This window comes from Streptomyces sp. NPDC101237, from assembly GCF_044767465.1.
GTDB lineage: Bacteria > Actinomycetota > Actinomycetes > Streptomycetales > Streptomycetaceae > Streptomyces > Streptomyces gramineus.
This window is the reverse complement of sequence record NZ_JBIWNY010000007.1, coordinates 300,222-314,677: the sequence shown is the minus strand read 5'-3', so window position 1 is coordinate 314,677 and position 14,456 is coordinate 300,222. Positions and strand designations below refer to the sequence as shown.

The 14,456-nt window shown below is 73.1% G+C and carries 9 protein-coding genes and 1 pseudogene; 3 read left to right on the top strand and 7 right to left on the bottom strand.

Annotated features, from left to right (window positions below; genetic code table 11):
* Positions 1 to 139: 139 nt before the first annotated feature.
* Positions 140 to 1,621 (top strand): multicopper oxidase family protein, encoded by a 1,482-nt coding sequence (locus tag ACIRQ9_RS14390; protein WP_404171673.1) that lies wholly within the window; start codon positions 140 to 142, stop codon positions 1,619 to 1,621.
* Here the strand turns inward: ACIRQ9_RS14390 and ACIRQ9_RS14385 are convergent, their stop codons facing one another.
* A complete protein-coding gene (locus ACIRQ9_RS14385) occupies positions 1,622 to 4,120 on the bottom strand; it encodes a SpoIIE family protein phosphatase (protein WP_404171671.1) in 2,499 nt (832 codons plus the stop codon). It lies immediately after the preceding gene.
* Positions 4,121 to 4,331: 211 nt separating this feature from the next.
* Here ACIRQ9_RS14385 and ACIRQ9_RS14380 point away from each other — a divergent pair, with 211 nt between their 5' ends.
* Positions 4,332 to 6,416 carry a SpoIIE family protein phosphatase gene (locus ACIRQ9_RS14380; RefSeq protein WP_404171668.1) on the top strand — a complete coding sequence of 695 codons (2,085 nt, stop codon included), beginning with the start codon at positions 4,332 to 4,334 and terminating at the stop codon, positions 6,414 to 6,416.
* Between the two features lie 21 nt (positions 6,417 to 6,437).
* On the opposite strand, the gene ACIRQ9_RS14375 is transcribed toward ACIRQ9_RS14380, so the two are convergent.
* From ACIRQ9_RS14375 to ACIRQ9_RS14360, 4 genes and pseudogenes are all read right to left on the bottom strand, one after another.
* Entirely contained in the window at positions 6,438 to 8,099 is a 1,662-nt protein-coding gene (locus ACIRQ9_RS14375) for a tetratricopeptide repeat protein (protein ID WP_404171665.1), read from the bottom strand.
* Positions 8,100 to 8,383: 284 nt separating this feature from the next.
* A pseudogene (locus tag ACIRQ9_RS14370) lies at positions 8,384 to 9,067 on the bottom strand (polysaccharide deacetylase family protein); the annotation flags it as partial.
* Positions 9,067 to 9,735: a glycoside hydrolase family 11 protein gene (locus ACIRQ9_RS14365; protein WP_404171662.1), complete on the bottom strand. Its 669-nt coding sequence runs from the start codon at positions 9,733 to 9,735 to the stop codon at positions 9,067 to 9,069. The gene ACIRQ9_RS14365 and the pseudogene ACIRQ9_RS14370, both read right to left, overlap by 1 nt.
* Before the next feature lie 62 nt (positions 9,736 to 9,797).
* Entirely contained in the window at positions 9,798 to 9,980 is a 183-nt protein-coding gene (locus ACIRQ9_RS14360; RefSeq protein ID WP_404171659.1) for a hypothetical protein, read from the bottom strand.
* Positions 9,981 to 10,084: 104 nt separating this feature from the next.
* Between ACIRQ9_RS14360 and ACIRQ9_RS14355 the strand changes: the two genes are divergently transcribed.
* Entirely contained in the window at positions 10,085 to 11,269 is a 1,185-nt protein-coding gene (locus ACIRQ9_RS14355) for a PP2C family protein-serine/threonine phosphatase (protein ID WP_404171656.1), read from the top strand.
* Between the two features lie 33 nt (positions 11,270 to 11,302).
* Here the strand turns inward: ACIRQ9_RS14355 and ACIRQ9_RS14350 are convergent, their stop codons facing one another.
* Positions 11,303 to 12,832 carry an aldehyde dehydrogenase family protein gene (locus ACIRQ9_RS14350; protein ID WP_404171653.1) on the bottom strand — a complete coding sequence of 510 codons (1,530 nt, stop codon included), beginning with the start codon at positions 12,830 to 12,832 and terminating at the stop codon, positions 11,303 to 11,305.
* Positions 12,829 to 14,247: a 2-oxoadipate dioxygenase/decarboxylase family protein gene (locus ACIRQ9_RS14345; protein ID WP_404171764.1), complete on the bottom strand. Its 1,419-nt coding sequence runs from the start codon at positions 14,245 to 14,247 to the stop codon at positions 12,829 to 12,831. The genes ACIRQ9_RS14350 and ACIRQ9_RS14345 overlap by 4 nt, the downstream gene beginning before the upstream one ends.
* Between the last annotated feature and the right edge of the window lie 209 nt (positions 14,248 to 14,456).

Sequence of the window (14,456 nt, the reverse complement as noted above, 5' to 3'; positions counted from 1 at the left end):
GCCGCGTGCGCGTGGCACGCCGGGTGACCGGGTGCCGCCCGCCTACATTCCGGCTGACGGACCGTCGGCCGGACCGTCGTGACGTCGACCCTCCGGGCGTGGCACCGCCGCCCGGTCGCCCGGCTCCCCTGGGAGAGATGTGACCTGGTTCCGGATCCGTTCCGCGCTGGCCCGGCCGGCCGCCGCCCTGCTCCTGTCGACCTGCTGGCTCGCCGGGTGCGGGGATCCCACCGCGGCCGTCGACCCGGACGCCACCCGGCAGTCCGCGCCGGACACCGGGCACGGCCTGCCGGCCGGTCCGCGGCTGCAGGACCCGCCGGAACTGGTCAGCCACGACGGTGTCCTGAAGGCCGCCGTCGTGGTGGAGCGCCGCAAGGTACGGGTCGGCGACCGCCTGCTGTACGCCAACGTCTACAACGGCGCCTACATGCCGCCCACCCTGCGCGTGCGCCCCGGCGACCGCGTCGACCTCACCCTCACCAACCGCGTCGCCGAGGACACCAACCTGCACACGCACGGCCTGCACGTCTCGCCGCGCGCCCCCTCCGACGACGTGTTCGTCTCGATCGCGTACAACCGGTCGTACCACTACACGTACCAGGTGCCCTTCGACCATCCGACGGGCACCTTCTGGTACCACTCGCACGCGGACATGATGTCCGCGGCGCAGGTCGCCGGCGGCGAGTCGGGGATCATCGTGGTCGAGGGCCTCCAGCGGCATCTGCCGCCGGCCCTGCGCGGCATCACCGAGCACACGATCGCGCTCAAGGACTTCCAGGTCGAGGGCGACTCGGTCAGGACGCATCCGCTCAGCATCGGCGCCTCCACGAACCGCACCGTCAACGGCCAGCGGAACCCGGTGATCGGCATCCGGCCCGGCGAGACCCAGCTCTGGCGGCTCGCCAACATCGGGGCGAACATCTACTACAAGCTGCACCTGCCCGGCTCCCGTTTCCGGGTGATCGCCCAGGACGGCATCCCCGTCCGCAGGGCCTACGACCAGGACACCCTGCTGATCGCGGCCGGAGCCCGGTTCGACGTCCTCGTGCAGGGCGGGCCGCCGGGCACCGCGCACCTGGAGACCCTCGCCCACGACACCGGCCCGGCCGGGAACAAGCTGCCCCGGGCCGACCTCGCCACCGTCGTCAGCAGCGGGCCGCCCGTGCGCCGGGCCGCCCTGCCGACCGGCATCGCCCCGCACGAGGACCTGAGCCACGCGCGGATCGCGGCCCGCAAAACCGTCGTGTTCACGGAGAACAAGGCGGGCACGGCCTTCTACATCAACGGCCGCCGCTACGACCCGCACCGGACCGACTTCACCGCTGCCCTCGGCACCGTCGAGGAGTGGACCGTGCGCAACGACACCGACGAGACCCACTCGTTCCACCTCCACACCGACGACTTCCAGCTGATGAGCGTCGACGGCAAGCCCCACGACCCCGATCACGCCTGGTACGACACCATCGACGTGCCGGTGCGCGGCACGGCGGTGCTCCGCGTCCACTACGCGGACTTCACCGGCAGGACCGTGCTGCACTGCCACATCCTCAACCACGAGGACATGGGCATGATGGCGGTCCTGGACATCGTCGCGCCCCGCGCGGACTCGCCCGGCAAGTGATCACCGCGCCGGGCCGCGCCCCCGGGGCCGGTCCGGCGGCGGGATCTCCTGCTCGGCCCAGATGATCTTGCCGTCGCCGGTGTAGCGGGCGCCCCAGCGGTGGGCGAGCTGGGCCACCAGGAAGAGGCCGCGGCCGCCCTCGTCCATGCTCCGGGCGTGCCGCAGGCGCGGGGCGGTGCTGCTGGCGTCGGCGACCTCGCAGGTCAGCCAGGCGTCCCGCAGCAGCTTCAGCCGGATCGGCGGCTCGGCGTAGCGGATGGCGTTGGTGACCAGTTCGCTGACGATGAGTTCGGTGGTCATCGCCAGCTCCTCCAGCCCCCATGCCACCACCTGGCGGGAGGCCAGGGCCCGCAGGTCGGCGACGGCGGCCGGGTCCACGGGCACGTCCCACCAGGCGACGTGGTCGGCACCCAGGGCGTGGGTGCGGGTCAGGAGGAGGGCGATGTCGTCGGGCTGGGGCACCGGGACCAGTTGTTCCACTGTGGCCGTGCAGAGCGTGGCGAGGTCGGCGGCCGGATCGGCCAGCGCGCCGCGCAGCCGGGCCATGCCGCGTTCGACGTCCTGGTCCGCGCCTTCGATGAGGCCGTCGGTGTAGAGGCCGAAGAGGCTGTTCTCGGCGAGTTCGATCTCGGTGGCCTCGAACGCCATGCCGCCGAGCCCGAGCGGCGGTCCCGCGGGCAGCTCGGCGAACCAGGCCTGCCCGTCGGGGGCCACGACGACCGGCGGCGGGTGTCCGGCCCGGGCCATGGAGCACCGCCGCGTCACCGGGTCGTAGATCGCGTACAGGCAGGTCGCCCCGACGAACGTGGCGGTGCTGTCCTGCGAGCCGGTGCCCCCGCTCTCCTCCTCCCCCAGCCGCAGCACCAGGTCGTCCAGGTGGGCGAGGAGTTCGTCGGGAGGCAGCTCCATGTCGGCGAGGGTCTGCACGGCGGTGCGCAGCCGGCCCATGCTCGCCGCGGCGGAGAGACCGTGGCCGACCACGTCGCCGACGACCAGGCCGACCCGGGCGCCGGACAGCGGGATCACGTCGAACCAGTCGCCGCCGACGCCGTCCGTCGCGTCCGCCGGCAGGTACGAGGACGCGACCTCCAGGGCCGTGCCACCGGTCAGAGCCTGCGGCAGCAGGCTGCGCTGCAGGGTGACGGCCGCCGTGTGCTCCCTGGTGTAGCGGCGGGCGTTGTCGACGCAGACGGCGGCACGCGCGACCAGTTCCTCGGCGAGCAGGACGTCGTCGGGCTGGAAGGAGACCGGGTTCACGGAGCGGGCGAAGGTGGTGAGGCCCAGGGCGGTCTTGCGGGCCCGCATCGGCACCGAGATGAGCGAGTGCAGTCCGAACTCCCGCATGCGCGCGGTCCGTTCCGGCTGCTCTGCGAGCCACAGCGGGTCCTGCGGATCCAGTTCGGCGATGAGGACCGGGTCGCCGGTGATGAGCAGGTCCATGCCGTGCGCCGGGGGCAGGAAGTCGACCGGGTCGCCGATGTCCGCCACCGCCTCGGGGCTGCCGTCGCGGACGGTCCGCAGGGCGGCCCGGCGCATCACCGGGCCGTCGGGTGCGGGGCCGGCGTCGCTCAGCCAGCCGCCGTGGCTCTCGGTGCTCAGGACCGGCTCCAGCAGGTCGACGATGACGAAGTCGGCGAAGCGAGGGACGGCGAAGTCGGCGAGTTCCTGGGCGGTGCGCAGGACGTCGAGGGTGGTCCCGATCCGGGTCGCGGCCTCGTTGACCATCGACAGGCGCTGGCGGGCGTTCCACCGTTCGGTGACGTCGGAGACCATGTAGCAGACGCCGGTCACCGAGTCGTCGGCGTCGACGAGCGGGAAGAACGACGTGGAGTAGGCGTGCTGGCGGTGCGGGTCGGCCCAGCTCCAGCCGAGGTACTCGTAGTCGATGACGGGCTCCCGGGTGGTGAGCACCTTGCGCATCAGGCTCTCGATGGTGGTCGCCTGCAGCCCGGGCAGCAGTTCGCTGAGCCGACGGCCGAGGCGCTGCTCGCGGGGCACACCGCCGAAGCGCTCCAGGGTGTCGTTGAGCCACACGTACCGCAGCTCCGGGCCCATCACGGCCATGCCGATCGGCGAGCGGGTCAGGAAACCGTCGAGGACGGACTGCTCCATCGTCCACTGCGGCCGGCGCTCACGGGCCGACAGCAGGAAGCACTCCCGTTCGTCGAGGTGGAAGGCGGCGGAGACCCGCAGGTCCACTTCGAGGGTGTGGCCGTCGCGGTGCCGTACCGGGACGAGTCCGCTCCAGCCCATGCCGGAGCGGCAGCGCTCGGCGACGCCCGCGATCCGCGCCGGGTCCGCGCGCGTCGCGAGCAGCCGGACCGCGGAACGGCCGACCACCTCGGCGGCCGGACGTCCGAGCAGGGCTTCGGCGCCGCGCGTCCAGCCGAGCACGACCCCCTCGGCCGACAGCACCGCCGCGGCGTCGCTGGAGGCGTCGAGGAGGTCGCGCGGGCCCCGGGCGGGCGGCGCGTCGAATTCTTCTCGCGGAAAATCCATTGGCTACATCCTCTACGTACCGCAATGTTCCTGCTTGTCCACGCGATGCGCACGGGCCTCGGGAGCACCGTCGGCGGCCCGCGCGGGAGCCCGCGGGAGCCCGCGGCGCGGCGAGGTGTCCGCCCCGTTCGGCACGGGCGGGCTGTCCGGGGGAGCATGGAAGTGCCGCGACGGCGATGTCGGCCCGCGGGCCGATGAAGGTGGTGGAGCCATGGCTGTGGGATTCCTGCGCTCCGGTGGCCCGGGCGGTTCCGGCGGTGACGAGTACGGCCCCGGCGGAGCGCGCCCGACCGGCCTGCTGGACGTGCTGAGCGTGGCCGCGGTGGCCCTGGACTCGCAGGGCCGGATCGTGTTCTGGACCCCGCAGGCCGAGGAGCTCTTCGGGTACACGGCCGAGGACGCCCTGGGGCAGAACGCGGCACGGCTGCTCGCCCACCCGGAGCATCTGAAGGCCGCGGTGAACATGTTCATGGAGGTGCTGGAGACCGGCCACAGCTGGGCCGGCGCCTTCCCGGTGCGCCGCAAGGACGGCGGCAGCCGGCTGATGGAGTTCCGCACCATGCGGCTGCTGGACGATCTCGGCGACGTGTACGCGTTGGGCATCGTCGCCGACCACTCCATGCTCCAGCGGGTGGAGACGGACCTGGCGCTGTGCGAGCGGCTGATCAACCAGTCCCCGATCGGCCTCGCCCTCCTCGACCCGGAACTGCGCTATCTGCTGGTGAACCCGGCGCTGGAGCGGATCGACGGCGTCCCCGCCAAGGAGCACATCGGCCGCCGGCTGCGGGAGACCCTGGCGCTGCCCGACATCGACAGCGTCGAATCGGCGCTGCGGCAGGTCCTCACCACCGGCACCCCGCTCCTGGACCAGTACCACGTGGGCCGTCCGCCCACCGATCCCGAGCACGAGCACGCCTGGTCGCTGTCGTTCTACCGGCTGGAGGATCCCGGCGGCCGCGTCCTGGGCGCGGCGACCTCGGTGGTCGACGTCACCGAGCGGCACCGGGCCGCGGCCGAGGCCGACCGGGCCCGGCGGCGGCTCGCGCTGATCGCGGACGCGTCGGCCCGGGTGGGCACCTCGCTGGAGGTGGAGCGCACGGCGCACGAGCTGGCGGAGATCGCCACCCCGGTCCTCGCGGACGTGGTCGCCGTCGACGTGCTGGACTCGGCGCTGGCCCTGCGCCGCTCCCGCCGGGCGGAGAACGGCCCGGAGCTGTTCCGGGCGCTGGCCCTGAAGGCGGATCATCCCACCGTCGCGCTGCGGGCGGCCGACCCGCCGGGCGACCTCGCGGCGTACGAGGGCGACCGGCTGGTCACGCTGTGTGTGCACACCGGGCGGCCGGTCCTGGTGCCGCGGGTCGGCGCGCACGATCTGCCGCGCATCGCGCGCAACGCCCGGGCCGGCGAGCTGCTGGCACAGGCCGGTGTGCACTCGTACCTCGCGGTGCCGCTGATCGCCCACGGCGAGGTGCTCGGCGCCCTCGACCTCAAGCGCACCCGCAATCCGGTGCCCTTCGACGAGGACGACGTCGTGCTGGCCACCGAGCTGGCCGGGCGGGCCGCCGTGGCCATCGACAACGCGCGCTGGTTCCAGAGCGTCCGCAACACCGCGCTGACCCTGCAGCGCAGCCTGCTCCCGGACCATCCCCCGCACCACACGGGTCTCGAACTGGCCTACCGCTACCAGCCCGCCCAGGCGACCAGCGAGGTCGGCGGCGACTGGTACGACGTGATCCCGCTGTCGCAGGACCGCACGGCGCTGGTCGTCGGCGACGTCATGGGCAACGGCATCGACGCGGCGGCCACGATGGGGCGGCTGCGGACCGCCACCTGCGCCTACGCGGACCTGGAGCTGCCGCCCGCCGCGGTGCTCCAGCACCTGGACAAGATCACCTGCGACCTGGAGCACTACATCGTCACCTGTCTGTACGCGGTGTACGACCCGCGCCAGCGGACCTGCGAGATCGCCAACGCGGGGCACATGCCGCCCGCCTTCGTGCACTCCGGCCGGGCGCCGGACCTGCTGAAGCTGCCGCCGGCCGCGCCGCTCGGCGTGGGCGGCGTCCCCTTCGAGACCAGCACCGTCGACCTCTCGGCGGGCGACCTGCTGGTCCTGTACACCGACGGCCTCGTGGAGACCCGCCGCCACTCGATCGACGACCGCCTCGGCGTCCTGCTGGGCTTCCTGGACGAGCCGCAGCGGCCGCTGGAGGAGACCTGCGACCTGCTGCTGCACGGGCTGCGCCATCCGGACGACCACGACGACGTGGCGCTGCTCGTCGCGCGGACGCTCTGAGGTTCCGCGGACGCTCCGGGGCTACGGCGTGCCGCAGCAGTCGGTACGGCAGAAGCAGGACGCGCCGATCGGCACGTCCGCGTGGGCCGCGGCGAGTCTCAGCTGCTGGGCCACGATCCGTGCCTCGCCGTCCTTGCCGAGCCGCCGCAGGCACTCGTGGAGTCCGTGCAGGGACCACACGTTGTTCGGGTGCTGGAGCGGCCGGGGCAGGGTGTCGTCCAGGCCCAGGTCGGCCCGGTAGACCGCCTCGGCCTCCTCGACGCGGCCGCGTTCCAGGAGCAGGGCGCCGAGGGCGTGCCGGGTGGGCTGCATCCAGCCCCACGGCTCGTCGTAGGGGAGGTTGTCGTCCAGGTCCGCCGACCGGCGCAGGGCGGCGAAGGCGGTGTCGAAGTCGCCTTCGCGATAGGCGAGTTCGCCGTCGAGCATGGCGGCGGCGATGGCCAGGATGTCGGCGCAGGTGTTGTTGAACAGCGTGCGGGTGACGGGGACGGCGGCGACCGCCTCGCGGAAGCGGTCGCGGTCCGCCTCGGCCTCGGCGGTGCGGCCGGTGGCGGCGTGCGCGACGCCGCGCGCGTAGTGCAGCATCGCGGTGGTCACGCAGTACAGCCGGGGGTCGGCGGGCAGCGGCAGGCGCAGGATGTCGTCCCAGCGGCCGAACCGGATCAGGACGTGCACCCGCATGGCCAGGAACCCTTCCAGCCAGTCGGCCATCGGCGGGCTCGTGACCCGCAGCAGCTCCTCCGGTACGGCTGCTTCGAGCCGTCCGGCCGTGTCCAGGGCGTCCTCGAGGCGGCCCAGGAACATCGCGCCGTAGATCCGGAAGTGCAGGTTGTGGCAGCGGTAGAGGGTGTAGAAGTTCATGGCGCCGGCGCGGGCGAGGTACTTATCGTCGGCGGCGACGGCCGCGGCGTTGTCGGAGAGCACGCGCCGGTAGTCGCCGCACAGCACCTCCAGGTGCGAGGGCATGTGCTGGAGGTGCCCGGCGTCGGGGACGAGGCCGCGCAGCAGGCCGGCGACGGGCAGGGCGGTCTCGGGCGTGGGTGACATCTCCATCAGGTGGACGTAGAGGTGCAGCAGGCCGGGGTGGCGGGTGCCGTCGTCGGTGGCGAGGGCCCGTTCGAGCACGGTCCTGGCCTCCGGTGTCCGGGCGCCCTCGGCCGGCCGGCCGCTGCGGACGTCCCAGAGCTGCCAGGGGGTGAGGTTCATCAGGGCGTCGGCGTACAGGGCCGCGACGTCGAGGTCGTCGGGGGCCAGCGCGTACACCTCGCGCATACGGTCGGCGTAGGCGGTGTTCCACACCGGGCAGGCCGCCGCGTCCGGGGCCGCGGCCCGCGGGTAGCGGGCGCGCAGCGCCTGGACGAGGGCGCGTTCGACGGGGGTGGCGTGGACGGCCTTGGCGTGGGCGCGCTCCACGGCGGCGTGCGTGCGCCGCACGGTGTGTGCGAGGTCCTCCCGGTCGAAGGAGTCCCAGGGCTTGTTGTAGTTGGGGCCGAGCGCGTAGGCCAGGCCCCAGTCGGCCATCGCGCAGTCGGGGTCCGCCTCGCCGGCGGCCTCGAAGCAGCGGACGGCTTCCTCGTGGTGGAAGGCGTAGGTCCAGATCAGGCCCCGGTCGAACCACGTCTGTGCCTCGGCGGAGGACGTCGTCACCCGCCGGCTGTGACTGCCCAGGTCGTAGTAGTCCACGCCGACGAGCCTAGGGCCTGTCTGACCATTCCCGTCTGCCGCGCGACGCCATGCACGCACTCTCGCCGCACCGGGCGCAGACCCGAGTACGTCCAGTACGCGGGTCCACGCCCGGCACACCGAGAGCACGCACCTGACGCCGCCCGGCCGCCCTCCGGGCGACGACGGGAATGGTCAGACAGGCCCTGGCGGCGGCGGGCGCGCGGCAGGGCCGCGTTCATCCGAACTCGTGAGGGGGGCGCGGCGGTTGACGGGCCGCCGCGCCGGTCGTGCCGTCGGCCTCAGGGAGCGGCCGCGCGGCCGGTCGCCGGGGAGATGCGTCCGGAGCACAGGCCCTTGGCGGCCAGGGTCTGTGCGATGCGCGGGATCGCGGAGAGCGTGTTGGCGGGCCATTCGTGCATGAGGATGATCTGGCCGCCGGTGAGCCGGGAGACGGCCTGCACGATCGCGTCGGTGCTCGCGCCGTTCCAGTCCTGCGAGTCGACGTCCCAGATGACCTCGGTCAGCCGGTACTTGGCCTCGACCGCGCGCACGGTCGCGCCGGTCTCGCCGTAGGGGGGCCGGAAGAGCACCGGAGTGCCGCCGCCGGCCGCGGCGACGGCGCTTTGGGTGCGGGAGATCTCGGAGTCGACCTGCGCCTGGCTCTGCTGGGTCAGGTGCGGGTGGGTGTAGCTGTGGTTGCCGACCCACATGCCGGCGTTCACCTCGGCCCGGACCTGGGCCGGGTAGGCGGCGGCGTACTGGCCCTCGTTGAACAGGGTGGCGCGCAGCCCGTTCGCCCTGAGGGCGTTGAGCAGGGCCGGGGTGTGGGCGTCGGAGGGGCCGTCGTCGAAGGTGAGGCCGACGTACCCGGCGCAGCCGGCGGAGTGGGCGGGGGCGGCGCCGGCGAGCGGGCCCGCGACGGCCAGCGCGAGGGCGGCCGCGGCCGCCGCGGAGGAACGTGACAGGCGCTCCGGCACGGTGCTCATCAGGCCACCGTGATGCTGGAGCTGCCGCTGCTCTGGTAGCCCTCGGTCGCGAGGATCTGGTAGTAGGCGAAGCCGCCGAGGGGCATGCCGGCCCTGGCCCAGGCGTCGAAGTGGTTGCCGGTGGTGATCGTGCCGCCGGTGCGCTTGGACTGGCGCACGCTCCAGTACTGGTTGAAGGTCCTGGTGCCCTCGACGGACGGGGCGTTGTAGCGGGTGGTCTGGTAGACGTCGTAGGTGCCGCCGTCGCTGGTGACGCTGCCCTTGTAGGTGCCGGTGGGACGGTAGGTGCCCCAGTTGTCGACGATGTAGTACTCGACGAGCGGGTTGGACGTCCAGCCGTAGAGGGACAGGTAGCCGTTGCCGGACGGACTGAAGCTGCCCGAGTAGGTCACGTTGCGGCGGGCGCCGGTGCTCCAGCCCTTGCCGCAGACGAAGTTGCCGGTGTTGCGCCAGCTGGTGGCGTAGCCGCCGCCGGAGCCGAGGGTCATGGAGACGGTGCCCTGCGCGTCGGTCCAGAACGAGTAGTAGTACCCGTGGTCGGTGCCGGTCTGGTTCGTGGTGACGACCGTGGCCGCGCGGGCGGTGCCGGGCAGGGCGAGGCCGGCGGCGGCGCCCAGCAGCAGGGCGCCTGCGCTCCGGCGGCTCAGTGCGTGGTCGAGCGGGTTCATCGCGGTGCCTCCTTGTGTGGCCGTTGCGGGTGCGACTCGATGGGAGTTTTGGCCTGCTCATGTCACCTGTCAACAGTTTCGGTAATTGTTTCGAAACCTTCGCGTGCCGGGCGCGGCCATCTCCGCACATCAGATACCGCACTGACATCCTGAACATCACCCGAGTCGACAATCGGCCATTCGATGATCCGCGAATCCTTGCCCAGATTCTCGAATGTTTCGACTTCATGGCCGAACATGGTCATGAGGGCTTCGGAACATGCCGCTGACCGGAGCAATCACCGGCGCGGCGGCCGGCCGGCCGCCAGGCTGGGCGTCTTGTCGAGATTCGCATGCCAGGAGTCCCAGGGTGAGGCACGACGGTCGCCACTCAGCACTGCCCGCGCCCCCCGCGTGGATGCGCTGGCTTCCGCTCCTGTACGTCATCGGCGTGCTGCTGCTCGAACCGATCACCCCCGTGCAGTGGCCGGTCAGCTTCGTGCTGATCGCCCTCCCCCTGGTGACCGCCTTCGCGCACCCGCCCGCCGTCGTCGCCGGCGCCACCGCCTTCGGCATCGGCCTCGAACTCTTACTGGCCGGAACCCCGTGCTGCGCCGGACGCGCCGTCGGCTACGTCTGGGAACGGCACTACGTCGCCGCCTACGTGTGCACGGCGCTGGTCGGCGCCCTAGGCACCATCCTCGCCGCGCACCGGATCCGGCGGGAACGCACCCTGGCCGACGTCAGGTTCGTGGCCGAGATCGCCCAGCGCGTGCTGCTGCGGCCCGTCCCGCACCGGATCGGGAACCTGCTGCTCGAAAGCTTCTACCTGTCCGCCGCCGCGGAGGCACGGATCGGCGGCGACCTCTACGAGGCGGTACCGACCGCGTACGGGGTGCGGCTGGTCATCGGCGACGTCCGGGGCAAGGGCCTGCCGGCGGTGGAGACCGCGGCGTCGATACTGGGCGCGTTCCGGGAGGCCGCGCACGACGAACCCGACCTCAACGCCCTGGTGGAGCGGGTGGACATCAGCATGACCCGCCGGGCCCACCAGCTGGGCGGCAGCGAGACGGGCGAACGGTTCGTCACCGCCGTCTTCGCCGAGGTCCGCGCCGACGAAGAGGTGGTCCGCGTCGTCAACTGCGGGCACCCGCCGCCGCTGCTCATCCGCCCCGGCGAGGTGAGCGAACTGGACCGCGGGCGCTCGGGACCGCCGCTGAACCTCGGCATGCTCGTCGGCGACCCCTACCACGTCGACACCTACCGCTTTGGTCCCGGCGACCAACTGCTGCTCTACACGGACGGCGTCACCGAGACCCGCGACCCGGACGGTTCCTTCTACCCGCTGCTCCAGCGGCTGCGCTCGTGGGGCCCGATGCCGCCGCCGGAGCTGCTGGACCGGCTCCACCAGGATCTGCAGAGCTACAGCGGCGACCAGTTGCAGGACGACACGGCCGCGCTGACCGCCTTCCTGCTGCCCTCGGCGGCGGCCGGCGAGGCGGACACCGGCCCCGAGGAGCGGGACGCCGAGGGGTTCGCGGACCCGTCGCCGTGAGCCGGGGCGCGCGGACGCGCCGCCGGCGGCCGGTCACAGGAAGCTGACGCCCTGAGCGAGGGTGAGCGTGCCGGAGTAGTTGACCGTGGTGGTGGCCGCGCGCATGTACGCCTTCCACGCGTCGGAGCCGGACTCGCGGCCGCCGCCGGTGTCCTTCTCGCCGCCGAAGGCCCCTCCGATCTCCGCCCCGGAGGTGCCGATGTTGACGTTGGCGATGCCGCAGTCGGAGCCGGCCGCGGACAGGAAGATCTCGGCCTCCCGCTGGTCCTGGGTGAAGATGCTGGACGACAGGCCCTGCGGGACGTCGTTGTGCAGGGCGATCGCCTCGTCGAGGGTGTCGTAGGTCAGCACGTACAGGATCGGCGCGAAGGTCTCCTCGCGCACCACGTCGGTCTGCCGGTCGACGCGCACCAGGACGGGCTCCGTGTACGCGGCCGCCGGCGCCTCCTCCGCCAGCCGCCGGTTCCCGCCGGCCAGGACCTTGCCGCCCTCGGCCAGGACCCGGTCCAGGGCGGCGTGCAGGGCGTCCAGGGCGGCGGTGGAGATCAGCGGGCCGACCAGGGTCGTGCCGTCGAAGGGACTGCCGACGGGCAGCCGGCCGTAGACGGCGGTCAGGCGCTCGACGAGGGCGTCCGCGACGTCCCGGTGGACGATCAGGCGGCGCAGTGTGGTGCAGCGCTGGCCCGCGGTGCCGGCCGCGGCGAAGACGATGCTCTGCACCGCCAGGTCCAGGTCGGCGGAGGGCGCGACGATCGCCGCGTTGTTGCCGCCGAGTTCCAGCAGGCTGCGGCCGAACCGGGCGGCGACGCGCGGGCCGACCGCGCGGCCCATCCGGGTGGAACCGGTGGCGCTGACGAGCGCCACCCGCGGGTCGTCGACGAGCAGTTCACCGACCGCGCGGCCGCCGAGCAGCAGCCGGTGCACGTCGCCGGGCGCACCGGTCTCCTCGGCGGCCCGTGCGAGCAGGTGGTGGCAGGCCAGCGCGGTCAGCGGGGTGAGTTCCGAGGGCTTCCAGACCACGGTGTCGCCGCAGACCAGGGCGACGGCGGTGTTCCAGGACCAGACGGCGACCGGGAAGTTGAAGGCCGAGATGACGCCGACGACGCCGAGCGGGTGCCAGGTCTCGGCCAGCCGGTGGCCGGGGCGTTCGGAGGCGATCGTACGGCCGTACAGCTGCCGGGACAGGCCCACCGCGAAGTCGCAGATGTCGATCATCTCCTGGACCTCGCCGAGCGCCTCGGAGCGGATCTTGCCCGCCTCGACGGTGACGAGATCGGCCAGGTCGCCCTTGTGCTCCCGCAGCAGCTCCCCGAGCCTGCGCACGACGTCACCGCGGCGCGGGGCGGGAGTGGTGCGCCAGGTCAGGAAGGCGGCGCGGGCGGCCGCGAGGGCCTCCTCGACGTCGTCTTCCGTCGCCGCGCGCAGCCCGAAGAGGTGCTCGCCGGTGACGGGGGTGCGGGCCGGCAGGTCCTCGCCTTCCGTGACCCGCACGCCGATGGTCCGCAGCCGGGCCCGGGCGAGGGCGCGCAGGTCGTCCGTGGTGGGCAGCGCGGTGCTGGTCATCGTGGGACCTCCAGGGTGAGGGGTCGGCCGAGGGTGCCGGTGAGGCCGAGGGCGCGGGCGACGTGGGCGAGGGAGGCGTTCTGCTGCTGCTCGTAGAGGGCGAAGGGGTCCAGGACCTCCCGGCCGATGGCGCCGGAGAGCCAGTCGGCGTCGTAGGCGGTGCCCTGCCGGTCGTCGTCTCGGGTCCCGGCGCCGGTGAGGTTGGACTGGAAGATGGCGGCGGCGGAGCGGGGCAGGAAGTCCTCGTAGACGACGGGCTCGGCCCGCACCCAGCCCCGCCGGACCAGTTCACCGATCCCGGTGGGCGGGCCGGCGCCGTCCCGCGGCCGTCCGTCGGCGAGCCGGTAGGTGAAGAAGGCCAGGCCGCGGGCCGCGAGTTCCTCCTCGCTGCCGGGCATGTGCCGCTCCCACACGGCGCGGGCCAGGTCGTCCCGCGCCGCCGTGGGATTGCGGGAGGACTCCTCGTCGACGCGGCCGAGGAGTTCGTCGTAGTGGGCCCGTCCGGCGCGGGTGAGGGCGATGCCGCGGGCCTCGACCTCGCCGAAGCGCACCCGCAGGGAGCCGTGGACGACGTCGCCGTCCTCGGTGCGCATCGGACGGGACTCGGCCAGGGCGCGGAAGGAGGTCTGGCGCAGCAGGACGTCGGGGCCGTGCCAGGCCGGCGGCCCCTGGACGGTGTCGATCATCTCGACGCCCCGGTCCGTCATGCGGCGGTACAGCTCGTCGATGTCCAGGACGCGCGGCGTGAGGTGGTTGATGTGCGTGCCGCGCACCCCGCCGATGTCGGCGGCGACGGCCGAGATCCGCTCCAGGGTCCGGTACCAGGCCCGGTCCACCGGTTCCCTCGACAGCTCGAAGACCCGCACGGCCAGGGCGAGGAGGCGCTCGGCGTCGTCGGCCGGCAGTCCGCGTTCCGCCGCGGCTCGGTCGGCCAGCGCCAGCAGCTCCGGCGGGAACAGCTCACGGCCGGCCAGGAAGGTCTCCAGGCGCCGGCGCAGGCCGTCGTCGAAGAAGCGCGGGTCGGCGACGGTGAGCATGGAGGTGAACACCCGGAAGGGGTTGCGGGCCAGTTCCGCGCCGTCGACCGGCCGGAAGGCGGTGGAGACCACGGGTACGGCGCTGGCGGCCGCCTCCCTGAGGTCGTAGAAGCCGACCGGGTGCATGCCGAGGGCGCCGAAGACCCGGGCCACCTGGGCCAGTTCACGCGGTGTGCCGACCCGGATCGCGCCGTGCCGCTCCGCGGTCACCCGGCCGATGGATCCAAGGCGTTCGGCGTCGGCTCCCCGGGTGCGCAGCACGTCCTCGTTGACCTCGCGCGAGACGTCCACCAGCGTCGTGTACGCGGGCACCTCCCGGCCGTACATCTCCGACAGCCGCACCGCGAACGCGGCCCGCAGCCGCCACTGGCTGATCATCGGCATGGTTCGGCCCTCCGGACGGCCCGCGGGACGGGACGGCGATCAGGTCTTCGATGGTCGCCGAACCACCCTCCGCCGTACAGACGGCGGGGCCGTGCGCGGGCCGTGAGGCGTCAGAACGGAAACCCACTGGACCGACCGCCACCCGCGCTCCCTACCATATGACCGCAAGACATCTGAGTGACCGGCGCGTTGGACGCGGGCCG